Origin of the sequence: Enterococcus sp. AZ149, from assembly GCF_051714285.1 — a bacterium.
GTDB classification, from domain to species: domain Bacteria; phylum Bacillota; class Bacilli; order Lactobacillales; family Enterococcaceae; genus Enterococcus_D; species Enterococcus_D entomosocium.
The window spans coordinates 2,043,503-2,062,587 of record NZ_JBIORO010000001.1; the positions used below are offsets into that span (position 1 = coordinate 2,043,503).

The following is a 19,085-nucleotide window of genomic DNA, read 5'->3' on the forward strand; positions in this document are numbered from 1 at the left end:
GTTTATCGGTTCAACATCAATTTCTGTTAAAGCTTGTGTAAATTTTGTGTAAAGATTATTCAACAATATTGCCTTCCCAGTCTCTTTCCACCTGCATGATGGAAATTGGAATATAGCCTAGATCCCCAACGATATGCTCTTGGACTTCGTCAGAAAGCATATATTCTAAAAACTCAGCAGTTAATCCGGTTGGTTCTCCTTTTGTATACATATGCTCATACGCCCAAACTTTCCAATCATTCGTCGTCACATTTTCAATCGTAGGTTCAACGCCATCAATTGAAAGGACATTGACTTCATCAGTCACATAAGAAAATGCAACGTAGCTAATAGCCCCTGGTGTATCAGAAACGATCGAGCGTACCATCCCACTAGAATCTTGCTCTTGAGAAGGAATAGCGGTTTCGCCATCCATGATCCATTTTTCAAATGTGCTTCTCGTACCACTACCTGTCGCCCGGTTCAATAAAACGATTGGCAGATCATTTCCACCGACTTCGCTCCAATTGGTGATCTTTCCTAAGAAGATATTTTTTAGATCTTCTGTGGAAATGTCTGTGATACCAACTCCTTTGTTAACGATTGGTGTGATTCCCACCGTTGCCACCCGATGATCAACAAGGGCATCAGCATCGATTCCTGGCTTTTCTTCCGCAAACAAATCAGAATTTCCGATATCGACTGCACCGGCTTGGACTTGACTTAGTCCAGTTCCGCTTCCGCCTCCTTGGACATTGATGAACCGTCCTGGATTTGAGTTTTGAAATTCTTCTGCAACTGTTTCTACTAGCGGCTGCAAAGCAGAGGAACCGACTGCGGTGATCGATTCTCCTCTATCTGCCCAGCTTGCACATCCTGAGAGTAAAATAACCAATCCGATAATAGGACTTAGAAGTTTAAATTTTTTCATCATAACGCTCCTTGTACTTTCGTAAGTCATTGATCTTAAAAATCAATTATTTTCATTTTACCATTAGTTGAATTTAATGAAAATTATTATTTGCTTTTTTTTCTGGAACAGCGTCCGTTCGTTTATTTAAAACGCTTTTTTTCTTTCTCAAAATAACTGTTTCGTAAAAAAAATGACAGAATTTCTTAATTAAATTACGTGCATCCAGAAGGTATGCTATGCTATACTGTGAGAGGAAACGTATTTTAAAAGAACATAATTATTAATCTTGCTTCCCCAATCAAGTACAATATGTTGTTATGTTCAGCGTTTTCACGATTTCATCAACATTTCCCCAAAATGTCTGTTGAATCGAAACGGCAGAAAGAAGCATTTCTATGCATCTTCTGCCGTCTTTTTTTACTCTAATTCACTTAGCCACGCAGCCATCTGCTCAACGATGGCTTTTTGCTGTGCTTCATTTGATAAATCAGCAGCGGCTTCTCCTTTTTGTAACCCATAGGTACCAAAGCCAGCATGATTGCCGCCTTCGATCGTTTGGAACGTGGTAGATTCTGGAAGGAAGCTGCGGGCAGCTTGCCAATTTTCTTGATTGACCACCTGATCTTGACTCCCTGTCAACGATAGCACAGAAATCGACTGATCAGCCAAAGACCCTTTTTCATCGGGATAGCTTGCGAAGAAAAAGACCCCTTTTAAATCCTTGTCGTTTGCAGCCAATTGATTCGCTGCAAAACGGCTCGCCATTACCCCACCTAATGAATGACCACCAATGACATAGGAGTTATGGGGAATTTCTTTCAAGACCTCTTCTGCACGATTGCCTGATAAAACAGCCATGTTAAAGGGCATTTTAACGATCGCGACAGGATAGCCTTTTTCCGCTAAACCTGCTGCCCATACACTATAGCTTTCCGCATCGACAAGGGCGCCGGGATAGAAAATGACCAATGGCTTTTCTTCATCTCCAGCAAAATAAAGGACATTCCCCTCATCTTCTGCCTCTTTCGCAGCTGTGACTGCAGCATCAACTGCTGGGTAGTGTAGTTGTTGCCAACCGATCCAACCGGCAATAGTTAAAATAACAACGGTGACCAATACACCAATCAAAACTTTTGTTCTTTTTCTCATCATATCCTCCTGCAAAAAAGAAGATCAGGAAAGGATGGCAGACGAAACTTGCTGGTCCATCATCTCCTGAATCTTTCTACGAATGTTTCCCAATTTTTATCGGTGTGCAAGTGCCAATAGTTCTCGTGCATGTTCGATCGTTAAATCGGTGATTTCTGCACCTGAGAGCATACGGGCGATCTCTGCCACCCGTTCTTCTTTAGATAGTTTACGGACGTGGGTTTCTGTCCGTCCTTCTTGAATTGCTTTTTCAATAAAATATTGATTATCCGCTACAGCAGCTACTTGCGGCAAGTGAGTGATACACAAAACTTGCGAATTGGCTGCGATCTTGGCGATTTTTTCAGCAATTGCTTGGGCTACTCGGCCACTGACCCCAGTATCAACTTCGTCAAAAACAATACTGGTGATTCCTTGTTTCCGAGAGAAAATTGATTTGAGGGCCAGTAAGATCCGTGAAAGTTCTCCCCCAGAAGCAACCCGCACCAACGGCTTCATGCCTTCACCAGGATTTGTGGTCAAATAAAATTCTACGGTGTCAAATCCGCTGCTACTCAATTGTTTTGAGCCAGGTGCAAACCGTACTTCAAATTGTGCGTGCTCCATGTACAGCTCTTTTAACTCTTGAACGATTTCTTTTTCTAAACGATGAGCCAGTTCACGTCGTTTGACGTGCAAGGCTTCCGCCAGCTGCCAAACTGCTTCAGCTTTTTGGGCAAGCTCTTCTTCTAATTGCTCCAACTGACCTTCTGTATAGGCAGACTCGCTGATTTCTTTACTGATCTCATCATAGTAAGCAAGAATCACAGGAATCGACTCCCCGTATTTGCGCTTCAATTGACGAATCGTTTCCAGCCGCGAAATGACTTCTTCCAGTCGGCCTTCATCTAATTCAAGATTGTCGACTTGCCGCGAAATATCAGTGGCTGCATCTTGCAACAAGTAATACGCACTTTGGATCGCTTCACTGATTTTTTCGTAAGCCGGATCAAGATGGGCGATTGACTGGATCTCGGATAAAGCTACACTGACCCCATCTAGGCTATTGACTTCTTCGGCAGATAAGGCACCATAGCTTTGCCCTAGAGCATCCACGATTTTTTGATAATTGGTCAGTTTTTCTCGTTCATCGATCAGCAGTTCTTCTTCATTTTCCATCAATTCTGCTTGGGCGATTTCTTCTTGTTGAAAACGCAACATGTCCATTCGCTGGACATATAGCTGTTCATTTTCTTGAATGGTCCTGACGTGTTTTTCTAAAGAGCGATAGCTTTGATAGGCTTGACGGTAATCCGCAAGCTCCGCTTTAAAGCTATCATCCCCAAACCCATCCATCAAGGTCAAATGTTTTTCTGGCTGCAGCAGCTCTTGATGCTCATTTTGTCCTTGGATATCGACCAAGAATAAACCGATTTGACGCAAAACCGACAAGGTAACGGTTCGACCATTGACACGACAAATATTTTTCCCCGATTGAGAGATATCTCGTTGTACGATCAAAACTTCTTCTTCATCAATACCTAAATCTGCGGTCAAGTCTTTGAACTCCTGCTGATTCGGCCATTCGAAGATCCCTTCTAAACGGCATTTCTCTGCTCCTTGACGCAAATAGTCGCTGGAACCTCTACCGCCTGCTAGCAAACCCATCGCATCGATAATAATTGATTTCCCGGCACCTGTCTCACCTGTCAGTGCCGTCATTCCCTCATGGAAAGATAAGTGCAAGTTGGAAATAATCGCAAAATTTTGGATCGACAATTCTAAAAGCATCCCTTGCCTCCTCTTCTAAACGTAACGTTGGAAATCCCTGAATAGGTTCTCAGTATCTGCTTCTGTTCTAGTGATCATCAAGACGTTGTCATCATCGTTTAACGTGCCAAATAATTCCTTGGCATAACGTTTATCGATTAAATTCGCCAAAGCCGAGGCATTGCCGGGCAGTGTGCGCAGGATCACAAATTTGTCCATTCGATCGACAGAAACAAAAGCCGTTTTTAGGATTTTATCAAGTTTACCACTCACGTCTTCCGTTGTCTCTTGTGGGATACTGTAGCGATAGCCGCCTTTTTGGGAAGGAACTTTCACTAACTTCAATTCCTTGATATCTCTTGATATGGTTGCTTGTGTGACTGAGACGCCGCGATCTTTTAACAACTCGACAAAATCTTCTTGTTTCTGAATATCTTGTTCACTTAACAATCGTGTAATCAAGCGATGCCGTTCTTTTTTTCTCATCTCTTGTTCCTCCTGAATGAATTCCTACTAATTTTATCCTATTTTGCGCAAGAAAGAAAGAGAGCCGACAAGTAAAATGTCCACTCTCTTCCATTCTTTATTTTGGTTGATGAAAGGTCTCATGTGCTGATGCAACAACTTTCGGGATATCGATCCCTGCTGCGGTACCTTCTTGCAGGCTTTTCTTTAAATGTACGATAAACTCGATATTCCCTTCGCCACCAGTGATTGGTGAAAAACTTAGGTTTAAGACATCGAAGTTTGTTTTCTTAGCAAATGCTAGTACTTCCTCCAAAACTCGTTCATGGGTTTTGGGATCACGAACGATCCCATTTTTCCCGACTGCTTCTTTGCCCGCTTCAAATTGCGGTTTAATCAGCGCCATCACTTCGCCATCCGCTACCAAAATATCATATAGCGGGGGTAAAATCAGTTTAAGTGAAATAAAAGAAACATCGATCGTAGCGGCATCTGGAAGACCGTCTAAAAAATCAGTTGGTTTTGCATAACGGAAGTTGACCCGCTCCATTACGATCACTCGCTCATCTTGCCGCAGCTTCCAGGCTAACTGATTGTAACCGACATCCAATGCATAGCTTTTTTTGGCACCATTTTGCAATGCCGCATCAGTAAAACCACCGGTGGATGCGCCGATGTCTAACATGATTTTATCGGTTACGTCAAAATCAAAGACTTTGAGTGCTTTTTCTAACTTGAGACCACCACGAGAAACATAAGGCAGCTTTTTGCCTTTGATCTGCAGCAGTGTATCTGCGGCAATTTTTTCTCCCGGCTTATCTAGGCGCTCATTATTTTTTTCTTTGTACACCAATCCAGCCATCACTCCCCGTTTGGCTTGCTCGCGGGTCTCAAACAGGCCTTGCTGGACAGCTAAAACATCTACTCGTTCTTTCTTCATGCGTTCCCTCGAATCTCAAATCGTTCCACAAATGCCAACAAAACATCCGGCGTAAATTGACCGTATTGACTTAATTGCGCCAGAATTTCTTTGGCCTTGCCTAATTCTTCTGTCAAGGCTTGCTGCGCGCCTGCTAAGCCAAGTAAAGCAGGATAGGTACTTTTCGCCAATTCGTCATCTCGACGGACAACTTTGCCTAGCTCTTCGGTCGTACTAGTGGCATCCAGCAGATCGTCGCGAATTTGAAAGGCTAACCCAATATGCTGGGCAAAGCGATCCAATTCATGCAGAACTTCTTCCGTCTGGTCGGCTAAGACACCTCCAGCAATCACCGCAAAGCGGATCAATTCTCCAGTTTTCCGTTCATGAATGGACATCAGTTCCTCAAGACTAAGGGCTTGGTTTTCTCCTTGAATATCAGCTGCTTGGCCGGCGACCATGCCTTGTGTTCCCGCCGCTTTACTCAATTGCTGCAGCAGCAAGACTTTTTGATTGGCTTCGATCTCCGCCATAGCGACTAATTGAAATGCAGCCGTCAAAAGACCATCTCCAGCTAAAATCGCTAAAGCTTCACCAAAAACCTTATGGTTGGTAGGTTTGCCTCGACGCAGATCATCGTTGTCCATTGCTGGAAGATCATCATGGATCAGCGAATACGTATGCACCATTTCTAGGGCTGCCGCACACTGGTACACCGCGGTATTGACGGGTTTGTGAAAAGCGGCGACTGTTGCTGCCAATAAAAGCGGGCGAATACGTTTGCCGCCAGCTTGGATCGAATACTGCATGCTTTTAAACAATCGTTGATCAGAGGTGTGTTCTTTGACAAAGCGCTCCATGACTTCTTCAATCAATGGGGCGTGTTCTTTTGTGAATTCTGTTAAAGCACTCATTGGTTTTCCTCTTCAAAAGGCACTTCTTCGTTAGATTCTGTCATCATTTTTGTTAAGGACTTTTCCGCTTTACTCAAAGTGTCCTTGCATTGCTTACTCAAAACCATCCCTTTTTGAAAAGCATCTAGTGCCTCTTCTAAGGGAACATCCCCTTGTTCCAAACGGGTTACAATTTGTTCTAATTCTTGTAATGATTCTTCAAATGTTGGATTTGCCATGATTAACTCCTTCTGTACTAATAACTTCGACAAGTGCTTGGCCATCTTGGTAATGGATCGTCAGCTGGTCTTCTGGCTCGATCGTATCAATCGATTTGATCACCTGCTCATTTTTCGTGGTATAGCTGTAGCCCCGACCCATGATTTTCAGTGGGCTTAGCAAATCAAGAGATTGGACTGCATTTGCAAATTGATTTTCTTTTGCTGCATAAATATCTTTCATGGCTTTCATTAAGCGTTGGGAAAGATAACTGACCTCTTGGTTGCTAGCTTGCAATCGCGCTTTTGGTTGTTGTTGTGCTAACCGTGAAATCAATTGCTGTGCATGGCGATCCTTGTCATAAAGCAAGGTTTGCAGACCTTGCTGCATCCGCTGCTGCAACTGATCGAGTTTGATGGACTGTGCCTCATACAAGCGCTCTGGTTGTCGAAAAACATATGATCCAATCACTCGCTGATAGCGTTCTTGTTTGTACTGGATCTGGTGCATAAAAGCTTGCTCTAATCGGGCTTGTCTTTCTTCGATCCGCAAAATCTCTTCTGATAGGACGGGCACTGCTAATTCGGCAGCTGCGGTCGGAGTTGCCGCCCGCACATCCGCCACTAAATCGGCAATTGTCGTATCAGTTTCATGCCCCACTGAAGAAATAACGGGGGTTTTTGCGTCAAAAATGGCTCTTGCCACTCGTTCTTCATTGAAAGGCCAGAGGTCCTCAATCGACCCACCCCCACGTCCGATGATCATAGTATCAAAGGTACCATCGGCTTCGACTCGTTGGATATTTTTCACCACATCATCCGCGGCTTTGTTGCCTTGTACCACGGTTGGATACAAAACGATCTGAGCAATGGGATAACGCCGCTGGGTCGTCGTGATGATATCTTTGATCACCGCCCCACTAGGACTGGTCAAGACTGCGATGCGTTTCGGGTATTTCGGCAACGACTGCTTCGGTGCAGAAAATAATCCTTCCGCTGCCAATTTCTGCTTTAATTGTTCATAGGCTTGATAAAGGGCACCGACACCGTCTGGTTCCATGTGATCGATCACCATCTGGTAATTTCCGCTTGCCTCATACAAGGTGATACGTCCAACCGCCATGACTTTCATGCCCTCTTCTGGTTGAAAGCGCAGCTTGTCAAAAGCGCCCTTGAACATGACGGTCGAAATTTTTGCACCATCATCCTTTAAACTAAAGTATTGGTGATTGGGGCGACGACGAAAATTAGAGATCTCCCCCGTCAAATAAACCCGCTCTAAATACGGATCGACGTCAAACTTACGCTTGATATATTTTGTTAATGCGGTCACCGTTAAATATTCTTGCGCCATTTAGTTTTTCATTGTCTCCTTTGCTGCCTCGATCGTTTGGGCCATCAACATCGTGATCGTCATTGGTCCTACACCTCTAGGTACCGGGGTGATATAGCTAGCGATCGGTTCGACTTCATCAAATTTCACATCGCCGATCAACTTGCCATTGGCATCCCGATTCATTCCTACATCGATCACCACGGCCCCTTCTTTTACGAAGTCTTTTGTGACAAAATGACCGCGGCCGATCGCCACGACTAAAATGTCCGCTTGCTTCGCTAACTCAGGCAGATTTTTGGTTTTTGAATGAGCAATAGTCACGGTGGCATTTGCCCCTAAGAGCAAGTGCGCCATCGGTTTTCCGACAATGTTGCTGCGGCCGATAACTAAAGCATTTTTCCCTTCCAATTCGATCCCATATGCGGCAAACATTTTCATGATGCCATAAGGGGTACAAGGAATTCGGTCAGGTACACCGGCAAATAATTTTCCTAAATTGATTGGATGAAAACCGTCGACATCTTTTTCCGGTTTGATGGCTAACAGCACTTTTTCTTCATTGATATGTTTTGGCAAAGGAAGTTGAACCAAAATGCCGTGAAAGGCATCATCGTTATTGAACTGTTCGATTTCTGCTAATAATTCTGCCTCAGTAATGGATTCAGGATAGCGGGCAACACGGGAATTGATGCCGATTTTCGCCGCAGCTAGTTCTTTATTTTTCACATAAGTCTGGCTTGCTTTGTCTTCTCCAACAAGTAAAACAACTAATCCCGGTGTCACACCCTGCTCTTTTAGTGTTTCTGTCTCTGAAAGAAACGCTGCTTGCATTTTTTCAGCCAATTCTTTTCCATTGATCAATGTACCCATTCTGACAACTCCTCCAACCTGATTATACTGACTTATTTTGTAAAAAGAAACGCACCAATCGTTTGTCGATCTGCTTCTTCATGTTTTCTATCATAGCATTTTCTGAAAAGAAAAACACCGTCTAACGCTCCCTTTTTTCGGAAAAAACGAGGGCAAACCGACAAAGTGTATGCAAAAAAACCGAACGATCAAGCAGGACCGTCAAAACAAGGCGGTTGCTCACAAATCGTTCGGTTTCTGCCTCGATCGAAAAAAGGCTGTTTTCTTTTGATCGATAGTGTTAAGGCTAAAAATTACTCACTTACTTGGTTGTTTTTTGTTTCTAGCTCTTGATTGACAGTCGATAAAATACCGTTGACAAACTTTCTTGACTGATCGTCACTAAAGGTTTTCGCTAATTCGATCGCTTCATTCAAAGCCACACGATTCGGCACATTATCCACATAGATCATTTCATACAAAGCGATTCGTAAAATCGTCACGTCCATTTTTGATAAACGCTGGATTTTCCAACCGGCTTTTAGATGACTTTGAATGACTTCATCCAAGGCTTCTTTATAATGACAGACACCTGCCACTAATTGATCTAAATAAACAGGGACAAAATGCTCTTGTTCTTCATCAATCAATTCATGGTGTTCCAACTCGATGGCATGCATGATGGCATCTTGTTTCGTTAAATCTTTGTTAAAGTCTAGTGGAAATAAAGCTTGTAACGCCATTTTCCGTATTTCATGCCGTGATAATTCTTTACTCATTTTCTTCCTCGTCGTTTCCAAATAATTCTTCGATGTCTGGTAAATCTACTTTTTCTGGCACGACTGCCACAACATGAACATTTACTTCAGCCAGTTGCACATCTGTCATAAATAAGACTTGCTGTTTGACCCGTTCTTGGATCTCCATTGCCACTTTAGGCACTGACATCCCATAAGTGATATAGCAGTAGATATCCACTTTGATCCCTGTTTCATCGATCGTTAAGTAGACTCCTTTGCCATGAGCTGCGCGGCCTAGTAATTCAGTGACACTGTTTGCCAGTGTTCCTCGCATTCCATAGACACCTTCCACTTTAGAAGCAGCGATCCCAATAATGATCTCGATCACTTCTGGCGCGATGACGATTTCGCCTAATTCAGGACTTGCATTTAATACAAGGTTTTTATCTTCATTCATACGTTTTTGCCTCCATTCTAAACAGCTGTACCGTATTGTTTGTAAAAAAATCGCTCGTTTTTTCCGTTTGAAGCAAGCCAGCGCTTGATTCAATCAATAACATCCATGGCACAGTGTTTCTTCTCGCTCTAAGTTTATCATTTTCTGCACTGAGAATCTATAATAACCCACTATTCTCAATGAATTTTCTGAAAAACAAGGTCGATGAATCAGAGAATGATCAATTCTTTCGGTGAATGTGTCAACACTTTATTACCAGTTTCAGTGATCAAAAGATCATCCTCGATACGAACGCCGCCAATTCCTGGAAGATAGATGCCTGGTTCATCTGTAATGACGTTTCCGACAACAAATGCTTTATCAGCACGGAAGGAGACATTTGGTCCTTCGTGGATTTCTAAACCAATCCCATGGCCTGTTGAATGACCAAAAGCATCCCCGTAGCCAAAGGAAGCTATGTGATCCCGGGCGATCGCATCTAGTTCAATTCCGGTCATTCCAGGTTTTGCTGCTGCCAAGACTTTTTCTTGTGCTTCTAGCACGATTTGATAGATTTCTTTCAATTTATCGCCAGGATCCCCCACAGCAAAAGTTCTGGTCATATCAGACACATAGCCTTGATAGTAACAGCCAAAGTCTAACGTGATCAGATCGCCTTGTTCAATCACTTTTTCACTGGCAACCCCATGGGGCATTGCTGAACGAAGACCACTGGCCACGATCGTTTCAAAAGATACGCTTGTGGCACCTAATGAACGCATAAAGAAATCTAACTGATTCGCCACTTCGATTTCGGTCATCCCTGGGCGGATCATTTTCAAAATATGTTCGAACCCTTGATCGGCGATATGGCAGGCTTGTTGGATCAATGCGATCTCTTCCTCATCTTTGACTTCCCGCAATGCCTCGATCATACCAGATACAGGAGCTAATGAGGATTCCTCAATCAAGTCTTCTAAGACGGAGTATTCAGCAAAGCTGACGAAACTTTCTTCAAATGCTAAGACATTGATTTCTTCCTTTTGGCAGATAGTTGCAACTTCTTCAAAAATCGGTCCACTATTTTTTACGATCTCAAATCCTTGGGCTTGGGCAGCTGCTTGCTCTGTATATCGGAAATCTGTTACAAAAAAAGCTTTGTCCAACGTAATGACTGCTAAACCAGTTGTACCAGTAAAGTTTGTCAAGTAACGCAAATTGTATGGGCTGGTGATCAAGAACCCATCAATCGAATCTTTTCTCATTGCTTCACGTAATTTTTCAACTCTTAACATGTATCGTTCCCTACTTTCTTGTTCTATACGATAGTATTATAACAAACTTCCAGAAAAAGCGGAAAGTAAGCGAAAAGTTTTCTAAAAAATCAAACAATACGAACCTAAAGAATGGTGTTTTAAAAAGACTCTAGTTGGCTCTCTCGTTGTTCTTTTCTAGATAACTTTAATCCACAAAAAAAGCAACCCAATCAACGGATTGCTTCTTTGATAATTATCTTTTACGTCCCAAAAAGAATGATACGACAGCCACGAAAATGACTGCCCCAATGATTGCTGGCACGATTGCCATTCCTGCCACTTGCGGTCCCCAAGTGCCGAATAAACCTTGTCCGATTGATGCGCCCACAAGTCCTGCCACGATATCAAAAATGCAACCGCGTTTTTCTCCTGCGATGGCGCCACCGATTGAACCGATGACCGCTCCCACGATCAATGTCCATAAAAAGTGCATAATAACCCCTCCTAAACTTTCTTATAAAAAGGGTAACATATTGAGAATCAATTGGAAAAACATATGCTCTCTTGTTATTTTCTACGGGTAATTGCCCGTTTCAAGATATCGAAAAAGCCAAGAGAATGGACCATATGATCTGGGTCAACGTATTCGCGAATTGCCCGCAGAACTTTTTTTGGTTCTTTTGATGAGAAGGTATATGTCCCATTCTTTTTGGTCCGAATCGCATACCGTGGGATCCAGCGTCCTTTGAACAAGACCGAAGCGATCACATAGTCGACATCTTCCCAAGGAATTTGAATAAACTTGCGTTTGTCACGATCATTATAAAACTCAAAGGCATTATCGCCGATCATTATTTTGCCGTATTCATTGATACCTAAAAAAGACGTAGCATCGATCGTCAAATCAACTTTTGTATTAAGGGATTGTACCATTTGCGTTTACTCCATTCTATATCGTCTTATCGTTACCTATTATACGTGTTTGCGGCATGTTTGGCGAATAAATAAAAAGATGCTTGGGTCTCCCCAAGCACCTATCATTGAAAAGATTATAACAATCCGATCAAGTGTCCACCGATACCGACTAAGAATAGACCGATAATAATGACGATTGGAGAAACTTTTTTCTTCAATAACCACATACATAACAAAGTAAGCAATAGTGCAGCTAAACCAGGAATCAATTGATCCAAGTTGTTTTGCAATGTTGTTACTTTTGTATCAGTCAATGCACGGCCTTCAGCTACTTGTTGGAAGGCTTGTTGCAAACCAGCTGAACCAGAAGGCAAGTTCGCCCAGTCGACATAAGCACCTTCATCAAGCGGTACGCTTGAGACAACTGGTGCAAAGGAAATCGATACCCAACGTTGAACAAGTGACCCTAATACGAACATCCCTAAAATAGAAGCACCTTTTGTTACATCTTGTAGCAAACCACCTGAAAGGTCATCTGTGATTTTAGAACCAGCACGGTAGCCGAATTCTTGTGTGTACCACATAAATGCCCAACGGATGATGTTCCAAGCAACGAAGAAGATGATTGGGCCTAAGATGTTTCCGCCTAAAGCAAGAGAAGCACCTAATGCACCTAACATCGGACGTACAGTAAACCAGAACACAGGGTCACCGACACCGGCTAAAGGACCCATCATCCCAACTTTTACCCCTTGGATCGCTACGTCATCGACAGGCGCGCCATTGGCACGTTCTTCTTCTAACGCTAAAGTTACACCTAAGATTGGTGATGCGATATATGGGTGAGTATTAAAGAATTCTAAGTGACGCTTCAAAGCAGCGGCACGGTCTTCTTTTGTTTTGTATAATTTTTTGATTGCTGGAATCATTGAGAATGCCCAACCACCATTTTGCATACGTTCATAGTTCCATGAACCTTGAATGAAGGTAGAGCGCCATGCTACGGCTAAACGATCTTTTTTATTTAATTGAATTTTTTCTGCCATTTTTTTCTCCTCCTTCGATTCTAATAGTCATTCAAGATATCGCCTAGAGGGTCGCCAGTGTTGCTGCCGCCGCCTCCATTTGATGATCCGCCCATTTTAGTTAGGTTCAAGTAGATCAATGCGATTGCTACTGCCAAGGCACCGATAGCGATCAATGTCAATTGAGAGATAGCTGCGATTACGAAACCGATAATAAAGAATGGCCATACTTCGCGAGTTGCCATCATGTTGATAACCATTGCGTAACCAACGGCAACAACCATACCACCACCGATAGCCATACCATCAGTTAACCATGCAGGCATTGATTCTAAGAAGTTTTGAACAGTTGCAGCAGGGATAGCCAACAATGCAGCTGCAGGAATCGCAATACGAACCCCTTGCATACATACAGCGATCACGTGCCACATTTCGATTTTACGAATGTTGCCTTCTTCAGCAGCAGCATCCATAAAGTGAACGATTGGCACAGCCAATGTACGAACGATCATTGTCAAGAACAACCCAGCAACAGCTAGAGGGATCGCAACGGCAATCGCTGTATCAACACCAGCAGTTCCTTGTCCACCTAAAACTAAAATAATTGCAGATGCGACAGACGCCAATGCAGCATCAGGTGCAACAGCGGCACCGATATTTGCCCATCCAAGTGCGATCATTTGTAATGATCCGCCCAAAATGATACATGCTTCCAAATTACCGGTCACTAAACCGATCAAAGTACACGCGATTAGCGGTTGATGGAATTGGAATTCATCCAAGATCCCTTCCATACCAGCTAAAAAGGCAACGAGTACTACTAATACCATAGATATAATAGTCATGATAGACCTCCTATTTAGTTGAATACGTTTCTATTTATTTGCCAATTCATTTTTGGCTTTGCGTAAGATTTCGTCCATGTTGTCTCGAGAGTCATTTGGTACTTTACGCACATCGAATTTGATGCCGCGTTCTTTCAGATCTTCAAATGTATTCACATCATCTGTACCCATCGACAATACTTTACTTACAACAACTTTCCCAACAGAGTGAGCCATTGAACCAACGTTCACTTCAGTAATATCAACGCCACCTTCAACAGCACGTAATACATCTTGTGGGTTTTCAAATAATAGTAAAGCTTTCGTATTCCCGAAACGAGGGTCTTTAGAAACTTCAATCATTTTGTCCACTGGAATGACGTTCGCTTTTACTCCTGGAGGAGCTGCTTGTTCGATCAGTTTTTTACGCAAGTCATCTTTTGCCACCGCGTCAGAAACAACGATGATCCGAGATGGATTCACTGATTTTGTCCAAGCTGTAGCAACTTGACCATGCAACAAACGTGAATCGACACGAGCAAGTACGATTTTGATTTTGCCATCGCCTAGAACAGTTCCCGGAGGAAGTGATCCTTTAGGTTGATCGTCTTGCACTGCTTTTGGTGCTGAAGCTTCTTCTGGTTCAAGTTCTTCTGGTTTGACCTTGACCCCTTCTTTAGCTGTTTCAACGATATGCGCAGCAATTTCATGCGCTGTATTCATTGAAAAACGTGAAGCATAGGCTTCGATCACCATTGGTAAATTCATACCAGCAACGATTGCCCATTTGTCTTTGTGATCTTCAAACAAGCTGTTCGCTTGGTTGAAAGGAGTACCACCCCAAAGATCAACTAAGAATAATACTTCTTCTTGATCGTCAAATGTAGCAATTGCTTCTTGCATTTTTGCCTTGATGTCATCTGGACCTTCACTTGGCATCAATGTAACAGCTTTAACATTTTCTTGTTCGCCGAAGATCATTGAACCAGATTGCAAAATGCCGTTAGCAAATTCTCCATGACTTGCTAGGATAATTCCTACCATCTTTTTACCTCCTATATCAAAATTGAAAAATGTGACACGAATACGAAAGAAAAAACAACATCGGAAAACTAAGGGTGACTACCTTCTTTTTCCAAAATATCCTTCAAAAAGATTTTACGATCAGCTGGAACTTTGCGTATCTCCACTTCAATGCCTTGGTTTTGCAAGTAAAGCAATGAAGCAAGATCTTGATCATTGACTGACACGAAATTAGTGATCATTCGTTTTCCCATTGAAAAACTCATACCGCCGATATTGACGGAACGAATGTCAATGCCTCCTTTAACCAGAGTCACGACATCTTGAGGGTTGGTAAATAATAACATGACTTTTTGCGTATTAAATAATGTGTTATGCGCCACCTCAAGCATTTTCGCTACTGTCACCACATTGGATTTGATCCCTGGTGGAGCAGCTTCTTTCAAGAGAAACTTTCGTAATTGGTCATTTGCGACTTCATCACTGACCACGATGATTCGATTGATACCAGTCATTTTCGACCAAGCTGTGGCGACCTGACCATGAATCAACCGATCGTCGATTCGGGCAAGACGTATATCCATTCCCATTGTGCAAGCCTCCTACATCCATCGATCCGCTTTTCATATTGAGGATCTGTTCTTTTTTCAATCACCTCCTGTATCCACTTATATAGAAGCAAGAAGCGTGCCAAGTTTTTCCGATACACTATTCTTGAAAAAACCTTAAGAATCAGCATTCAGATAATACACTAAAAAAGATACACTAAAAAATACTGTATCTTTTTTAGTGTATCTGTATTATTTGTAAGAATTAAAAATACATTTCTTTTTCGTGATGGTTTTTGATCAGCTCTAGCAGATAGTACTCTTCAGTCTTAGGCACTTCGATATTCATCAAGCGTGAAAACGATTGGACATGCACATGCAATTGGCCATAAAGCGGATTCTCCTCCATCGCTGCTAAATCAATTTCAGAAACAGTCAATGGCTGCCGCAGTAAGATCCGCTCCAGCATACCTGCGCCATGCATCACAAAATTGATCTGAAAGCCTTGCTGCGCCCCTACCAAATCCAAATCGTGAATGATCTCTTCGCCAAATTTCCACAACGGCTCTACTACTTTTTTCGCATTGACATAGGTAAAGTTTTCCTCTAAATACCGGACACAGATTTCTTTCGCCTGCCGATCATCTAGCTGTACTTCATCTTCAAAACTCAAATCATTCTCTAATAGGATATCATCCAACAGTAGATCAACATCTTGATCAATAAAACGTTCTAATGAAATAAACGGTGCGTCGATATGGGGATCGATGATCCCTGTTGCGGCAATCAGACGGTAGCGCTGTTGAATCTGATCCAAGTCCGTCCTCAGATCCGCCACCGATAACGTCACCACTTCGACATTTTGGCTTTGACGTTTTGACAATGAGCTTTGGATCAATTCTTTGATGCGCTGCGCCGTTCCCTTTCCCGAAGCGCAGACCGCTAGAATCGCTTTAGGATGGTGGTTTTGTGTCACTGGTTCTTCCACAGTGACCACTCCATACCCGCGGAACTTCCGTAATGAATCATAGAGCTGATCGAGGTCCGTGCCGATCACTGACGCTTTACGGACCGTCTCTAGGACGATGGAGGTGGTCACCATATCGACTGTTCGAACAGCCACACCCGTTTCTCGTTGGATTTCATTATTAAAGGTCGCTAAGGACCCCATATCGACTAAGAGGATCACCCCACTGCCATCATTGACTGCCCGTACACTATCCACGATTTTTTTCAACGCCACAGCCGGGGGCATATCTAACGGCATGTCCACCGCTGTCACTTGATCGACTTCCAGCAATTGTTTGACCACTTGTACCATGCTACTGGCTGTGCTGTTGCCGTGGGCTGCAACGACGACGCCGATTTTCCCAGAGGAATGAGAGGTTCTAAGAGAAACCAGAAGAACCGCTAAATAATAAGATTCGCTCTCAGGAATCGCCACTTGGAAACTATCACCAATAAAATCGCGGACTTCTTTGGCGACTTCAAACTCTTGAGGATAATCAGCTACCATCTGACGAATATTGTCATTGGTTTGTCGTTCTTCTCCCAAATGGATTTTTTTCAAAAACGAGCTGATGTGTAAGCTCATGGCATAGATGAAATTTTGCTGAAAATCATAATTTAAGCGTTGTCGAACCAGCTCATAGATTTGATTTGTTACACTGATCACTTTCTGATCGACAAATTCACTTAGTTTATTGACCGAGTTAAAGGAAAACCCGTGATCTTTATAAAAAGACTTTAAGTGAACATTGATATCTGTTGAGATAAAATGATTGATCGCTTCTTGATCTAACCCATCTGCTTTTAGCAGAGCAGCCTTGTCGCCGATAATATCGTAAAGATTATAAGGCAATTCATAGGAATCTGATTGAATATTGTTTAAGTTTTGATTCGGTTGAATGCTAATCTTCGGTTCAAGGATCTTAGAAAGCTCTGCCAGCTCATTGCGGCGATTCCCCAAAACGATCAATCCTGAACGAATCCCTTCTGGCAAATCGATCAAATCGATTTCAATCTCATCTTGTTGCATATGATTCAAAAAGCCCCGTGCACAGACTAGCTGGACATTGGATTTCAATTGACCGATATTCCCAAAACTGACACTGCCGATCAACGCTTTGACCACATCTTCTGTCAAGGAGATCGTCCGCTGAATACGGGTCGCCTCTTGCCCGACTAATACCCGAACGAGATCGACTTTTTCTGATGCGGGTCGTTTCTCAAAAAAGGGCAGTTGAATATTGATGGGAATGCGTCGGGTAAAGGTATCTAATAGCGTTGAGTTAGGGTCTTCGGTAGTAGCACCAACGATTCGGACATTCGCTTGATGATTTTTGCCCGTCTCTCCTAGACGACTAAAGGTACCATGATCCATAAAGTAAAAAATCATTTCTTGCCCTTCTGGCGGCAATCGATGGATCTCATCGAGAAACAACATACTCTCATCCGCTTGATCAATAATACCAATCTTCTCTTGATCGGCACCCGTAAATGCCCCCCGTACATAACCAAACAAATGGCTCATCAAAAGCTCTGGGTTATTTGCATAGTCCGCACAGTTAAAGACGATCAATTCTTTGTCATCGGCAATTACTTGATTGCTTTTGGCAAACTGGAACATCGCATGGGCAAAGTACGTTTTCCCAGAACCAGTAGGCCCTGTGATCAAGCAGTTTAGCCCTTTCGGCGGATACAAGATCGCTGCTTTCGCCTGCTCAACAGCGTTTTTCATACTTCCGTTGGCACCGATGATCGTCGCAAAAATATCTCGGTCAGAGGGTTTTCCTTGTACTCGTTGAGGGAAGGCTTTTTCTCTTTGCGGGCGACTTTCTTTGTAGCTTGGGACATACTTTTCCTTACTGCTGGGATCGACCCCTGCCGCCCAATAACGAACAGGCCGCGAGTCGCTTTTTTCGACGCGCCCTTCTTTGACAAGCTTATTTAAATCCTTACTGGCATTACTGCGCTGAATGGCTAAATGATCGGCAACTTCTGAAGTAGACAACCCCTTCTTTTCCCCTAAGCCGCTCATCGTATTTTCGACGATATATTGATAAATCCGTTCGATTCGCTTGCCCAACAGCTTCGCCTCCTTGTTTTTTCCACTTGAATACTTTACTCATTTTTCTATAAAAAAGCAACTTTTTTTCCACACAGAAAAAGCAAAATACTTTGTTCGAAAGAACAATAGAACGTCCTTTCACATGCTACTCTCAGCATAAAGCATTTTGCCAAAAAAAGATATTCAAAAGTCAGGATGTGTTAGGCTTTTTCATTGGGAATGAACGTTGGCACCTGATCAGGAAACCATTGCAGTTCTTTTTGCATCCAAATCACATCGTGCCATTGATTGAACTTATAGCCGACATGCGAAAAATCAGCAACTTTCCGATACCCAAGCTTCTCATGAAAAGCCTCACTTTGTTGATTGCCTCCTGTAATACACGCAGTCAGATTGACCACGTTTTGCGCTTTTAGTTTTTCTTCAAGCCCTTGATAAAGAGCGGTGCCGAGCCCTTTTGCTTTGGCATCCGGCGCTAAATAAACGGTTACTTCAACGGTCCAATCATACGCCGCCCGTTCTTTATAAGCTGACGCATAGGCATAACCGACAATTCCACTAGCCTCTTCTGCAACGAGATACGGGTAGCGTTTCAAGGTCTTGGCGATGCGTTCCGCGAATTCTTGAACCGATGGCACCTCCGTTTCAAAGGTAATCGGTGTATTTTCTACATAATAAGCATAGATTGCTGTCAAGGCTTGCGCATCTGCAATCGTGGCAGAACGTATCGTCATAGAACCCCTTCTTTCAGTAAATTTTTTTCCCAGTATACTCTTTC

The 19,085-nt window shown here is 42.9% G+C and carries 20 protein-coding genes; all 20 read right to left on the reverse strand.

Annotation, left to right across the window (positions count from 1 at the left end):
- Positions 1-55 precede the first annotated feature (55 nt).
- A complete protein-coding gene (locus IGI94_RS09565) occupies positions 56-910 on the reverse strand; it encodes a phosphate ABC transporter substrate-binding protein PstS (protein ID WP_008378479.1) in 855 nt (284 codons plus the stop codon).
- 399 nt (positions 911-1,309) lie between these two features.
- Positions 1,310-2,041 (reverse strand): alpha/beta hydrolase, encoded by a 732-nt coding sequence (locus IGI94_RS09570; protein ID WP_008378480.1) that lies wholly within the window; start codon positions 2,039-2,041, stop codon positions 1,310-1,312.
- Positions 2,042-2,137: 96 nt separating this feature from the next.
- Complete coding sequence (gene recN / locus IGI94_RS09575) at positions 2,138-3,811, reverse strand: DNA repair protein RecN (protein WP_087663984.1); 1,674 nt, start codon at positions 3,809-3,811, stop codon at positions 2,138-2,140.
- Positions 3,812-3,826: 15 nt separating this feature from the next.
- Positions 3,827-4,276: an arginine repressor gene (gene argR, locus IGI94_RS09580; protein WP_005235362.1), complete on the reverse strand. Its 450-nt coding sequence runs from the start codon at positions 4,274-4,276 to the stop codon at positions 3,827-3,829.
- Between the two features lie 97 nt (positions 4,277-4,373).
- Positions 4,374-5,195 (reverse strand): TlyA family RNA methyltransferase, encoded by an 822-nt coding sequence (locus IGI94_RS09585; RefSeq protein WP_016620449.1) that lies wholly within the window; start codon positions 5,193-5,195, stop codon positions 4,374-4,376.
- Positions 5,192-6,088, reverse strand: a complete 897-nt coding sequence (locus IGI94_RS09590) for a polyprenyl synthetase family protein (RefSeq protein WP_005235358.1) — start codon at positions 6,086-6,088, stop codon at positions 5,192-5,194. The genes IGI94_RS09585 and IGI94_RS09590 overlap by 4 nt, the downstream gene beginning before the upstream one ends.
- A complete protein-coding gene (locus tag IGI94_RS09595; protein WP_005235356.1) occupies positions 6,085-6,306 on the reverse strand; it encodes an exodeoxyribonuclease VII small subunit in 222 nt (73 codons plus the stop codon). Before IGI94_RS09595 ends, IGI94_RS09590 begins: the two co-directional genes overlap by 4 nt.
- On the reverse strand, positions 6,287-7,639 hold the full coding sequence (gene xseA, locus IGI94_RS09600) for an exodeoxyribonuclease VII large subunit (RefSeq protein ID WP_194199654.1): 1,353 nt from the start codon (positions 7,637-7,639) through the stop codon (positions 6,287-6,289). The genes IGI94_RS09595 and xseA overlap by 20 nt, the downstream gene beginning before the upstream one ends.
- Complete coding sequence (locus IGI94_RS09605) at positions 7,640-8,491, reverse strand: bifunctional methylenetetrahydrofolate dehydrogenase/methenyltetrahydrofolate cyclohydrolase (protein ID WP_144330573.1); 852 nt, start codon at positions 8,489-8,491, stop codon at positions 7,640-7,642.
- Between the two features lie 293 nt (positions 8,492-8,784).
- Complete coding sequence (nusB, locus tag IGI94_RS09610) at positions 8,785-9,249, reverse strand: transcription antitermination factor NusB (RefSeq protein ID WP_005235350.1); 465 nt, start codon at positions 9,247-9,249, stop codon at positions 8,785-8,787.
- Positions 9,242-9,667, reverse strand: coding sequence for an Asp23/Gls24 family envelope stress response protein (locus IGI94_RS09615; RefSeq protein WP_005225770.1), 426 nt, complete (start codon positions 9,665-9,667; stop codon positions 9,242-9,244). Before IGI94_RS09615 ends, nusB begins: the two co-directional genes overlap by 8 nt.
- A 209-nt stretch (positions 9,668-9,876) precedes the next feature.
- Positions 9,877-10,941: a M24 family metallopeptidase gene (locus IGI94_RS09620; protein ID WP_005235349.1), complete on the reverse strand. Its 1,065-nt coding sequence runs from the start codon at positions 10,939-10,941 to the stop codon at positions 9,877-9,879.
- Positions 10,942-11,155: 214 nt separating this feature from the next.
- Positions 11,156-11,395 (reverse strand): GlsB/YeaQ/YmgE family stress response membrane protein, encoded by a 240-nt coding sequence (locus IGI94_RS09625; RefSeq protein ID WP_005225767.1) that lies wholly within the window; start codon positions 11,393-11,395, stop codon positions 11,156-11,158.
- A 74-nt stretch (positions 11,396-11,469) separates the two neighbouring features.
- Positions 11,470-11,835: a DUF956 family protein gene (locus IGI94_RS09630; protein WP_005235348.1), complete on the reverse strand. Its 366-nt coding sequence runs from the start codon at positions 11,833-11,835 to the stop codon at positions 11,470-11,472.
- A gap of 116 nt (positions 11,836-11,951) precedes the next feature.
- Entirely contained in the window at positions 11,952-12,863 is a 912-nt protein-coding gene (locus IGI94_RS09635) for a PTS system mannose/fructose/sorbose family transporter subunit IID (RefSeq protein ID WP_005235347.1), read from the reverse strand.
- A gap of 20 nt (positions 12,864-12,883) precedes the next feature.
- Positions 12,884-13,687 (reverse strand): PTS mannose/fructose/sorbose transporter subunit IIC, encoded by an 804-nt coding sequence (locus IGI94_RS09640; protein ID WP_008378492.1) that lies wholly within the window; start codon positions 13,685-13,687, stop codon positions 12,884-12,886.
- A gap of 30 nt (positions 13,688-13,717) precedes the next feature.
- Entirely contained in the window at positions 13,718-14,710 is a 993-nt protein-coding gene (locus IGI94_RS09645) for a mannose/fructose/sorbose PTS transporter subunit IIA (RefSeq protein ID WP_008378493.1), read from the reverse strand.
- 68 nt (positions 14,711-14,778) lie between these two features.
- Positions 14,779-15,273 carry a PTS system mannose/fructose/N-acetylgalactosamine-transporter subunit IIB gene (locus IGI94_RS09650; protein WP_026008065.1) on the reverse strand — a complete coding sequence of 165 codons (495 nt, stop codon included), beginning with the start codon at positions 15,271-15,273 and terminating at the stop codon, positions 14,779-14,781.
- A gap of 229 nt (positions 15,274-15,502) precedes the next feature.
- The gene (locus IGI94_RS09655; RefSeq protein ID WP_438899986.1) at positions 15,503-18,277 is read right to left on the reverse strand and encodes a sigma-54-dependent transcriptional regulator; all 2,775 of its coding nucleotides are present in this window, start codon (positions 18,275-18,277) and stop codon (positions 15,503-15,505) included.
- Between the two features lie 230 nt (positions 18,278-18,507).
- Complete coding sequence (locus IGI94_RS09660; RefSeq protein WP_034872572.1) at positions 18,508-19,041, reverse strand: GNAT family N-acetyltransferase; 534 nt, start codon at positions 19,039-19,041, stop codon at positions 18,508-18,510.
- Positions 19,042-19,085 lie beyond the last annotated feature (44 nt).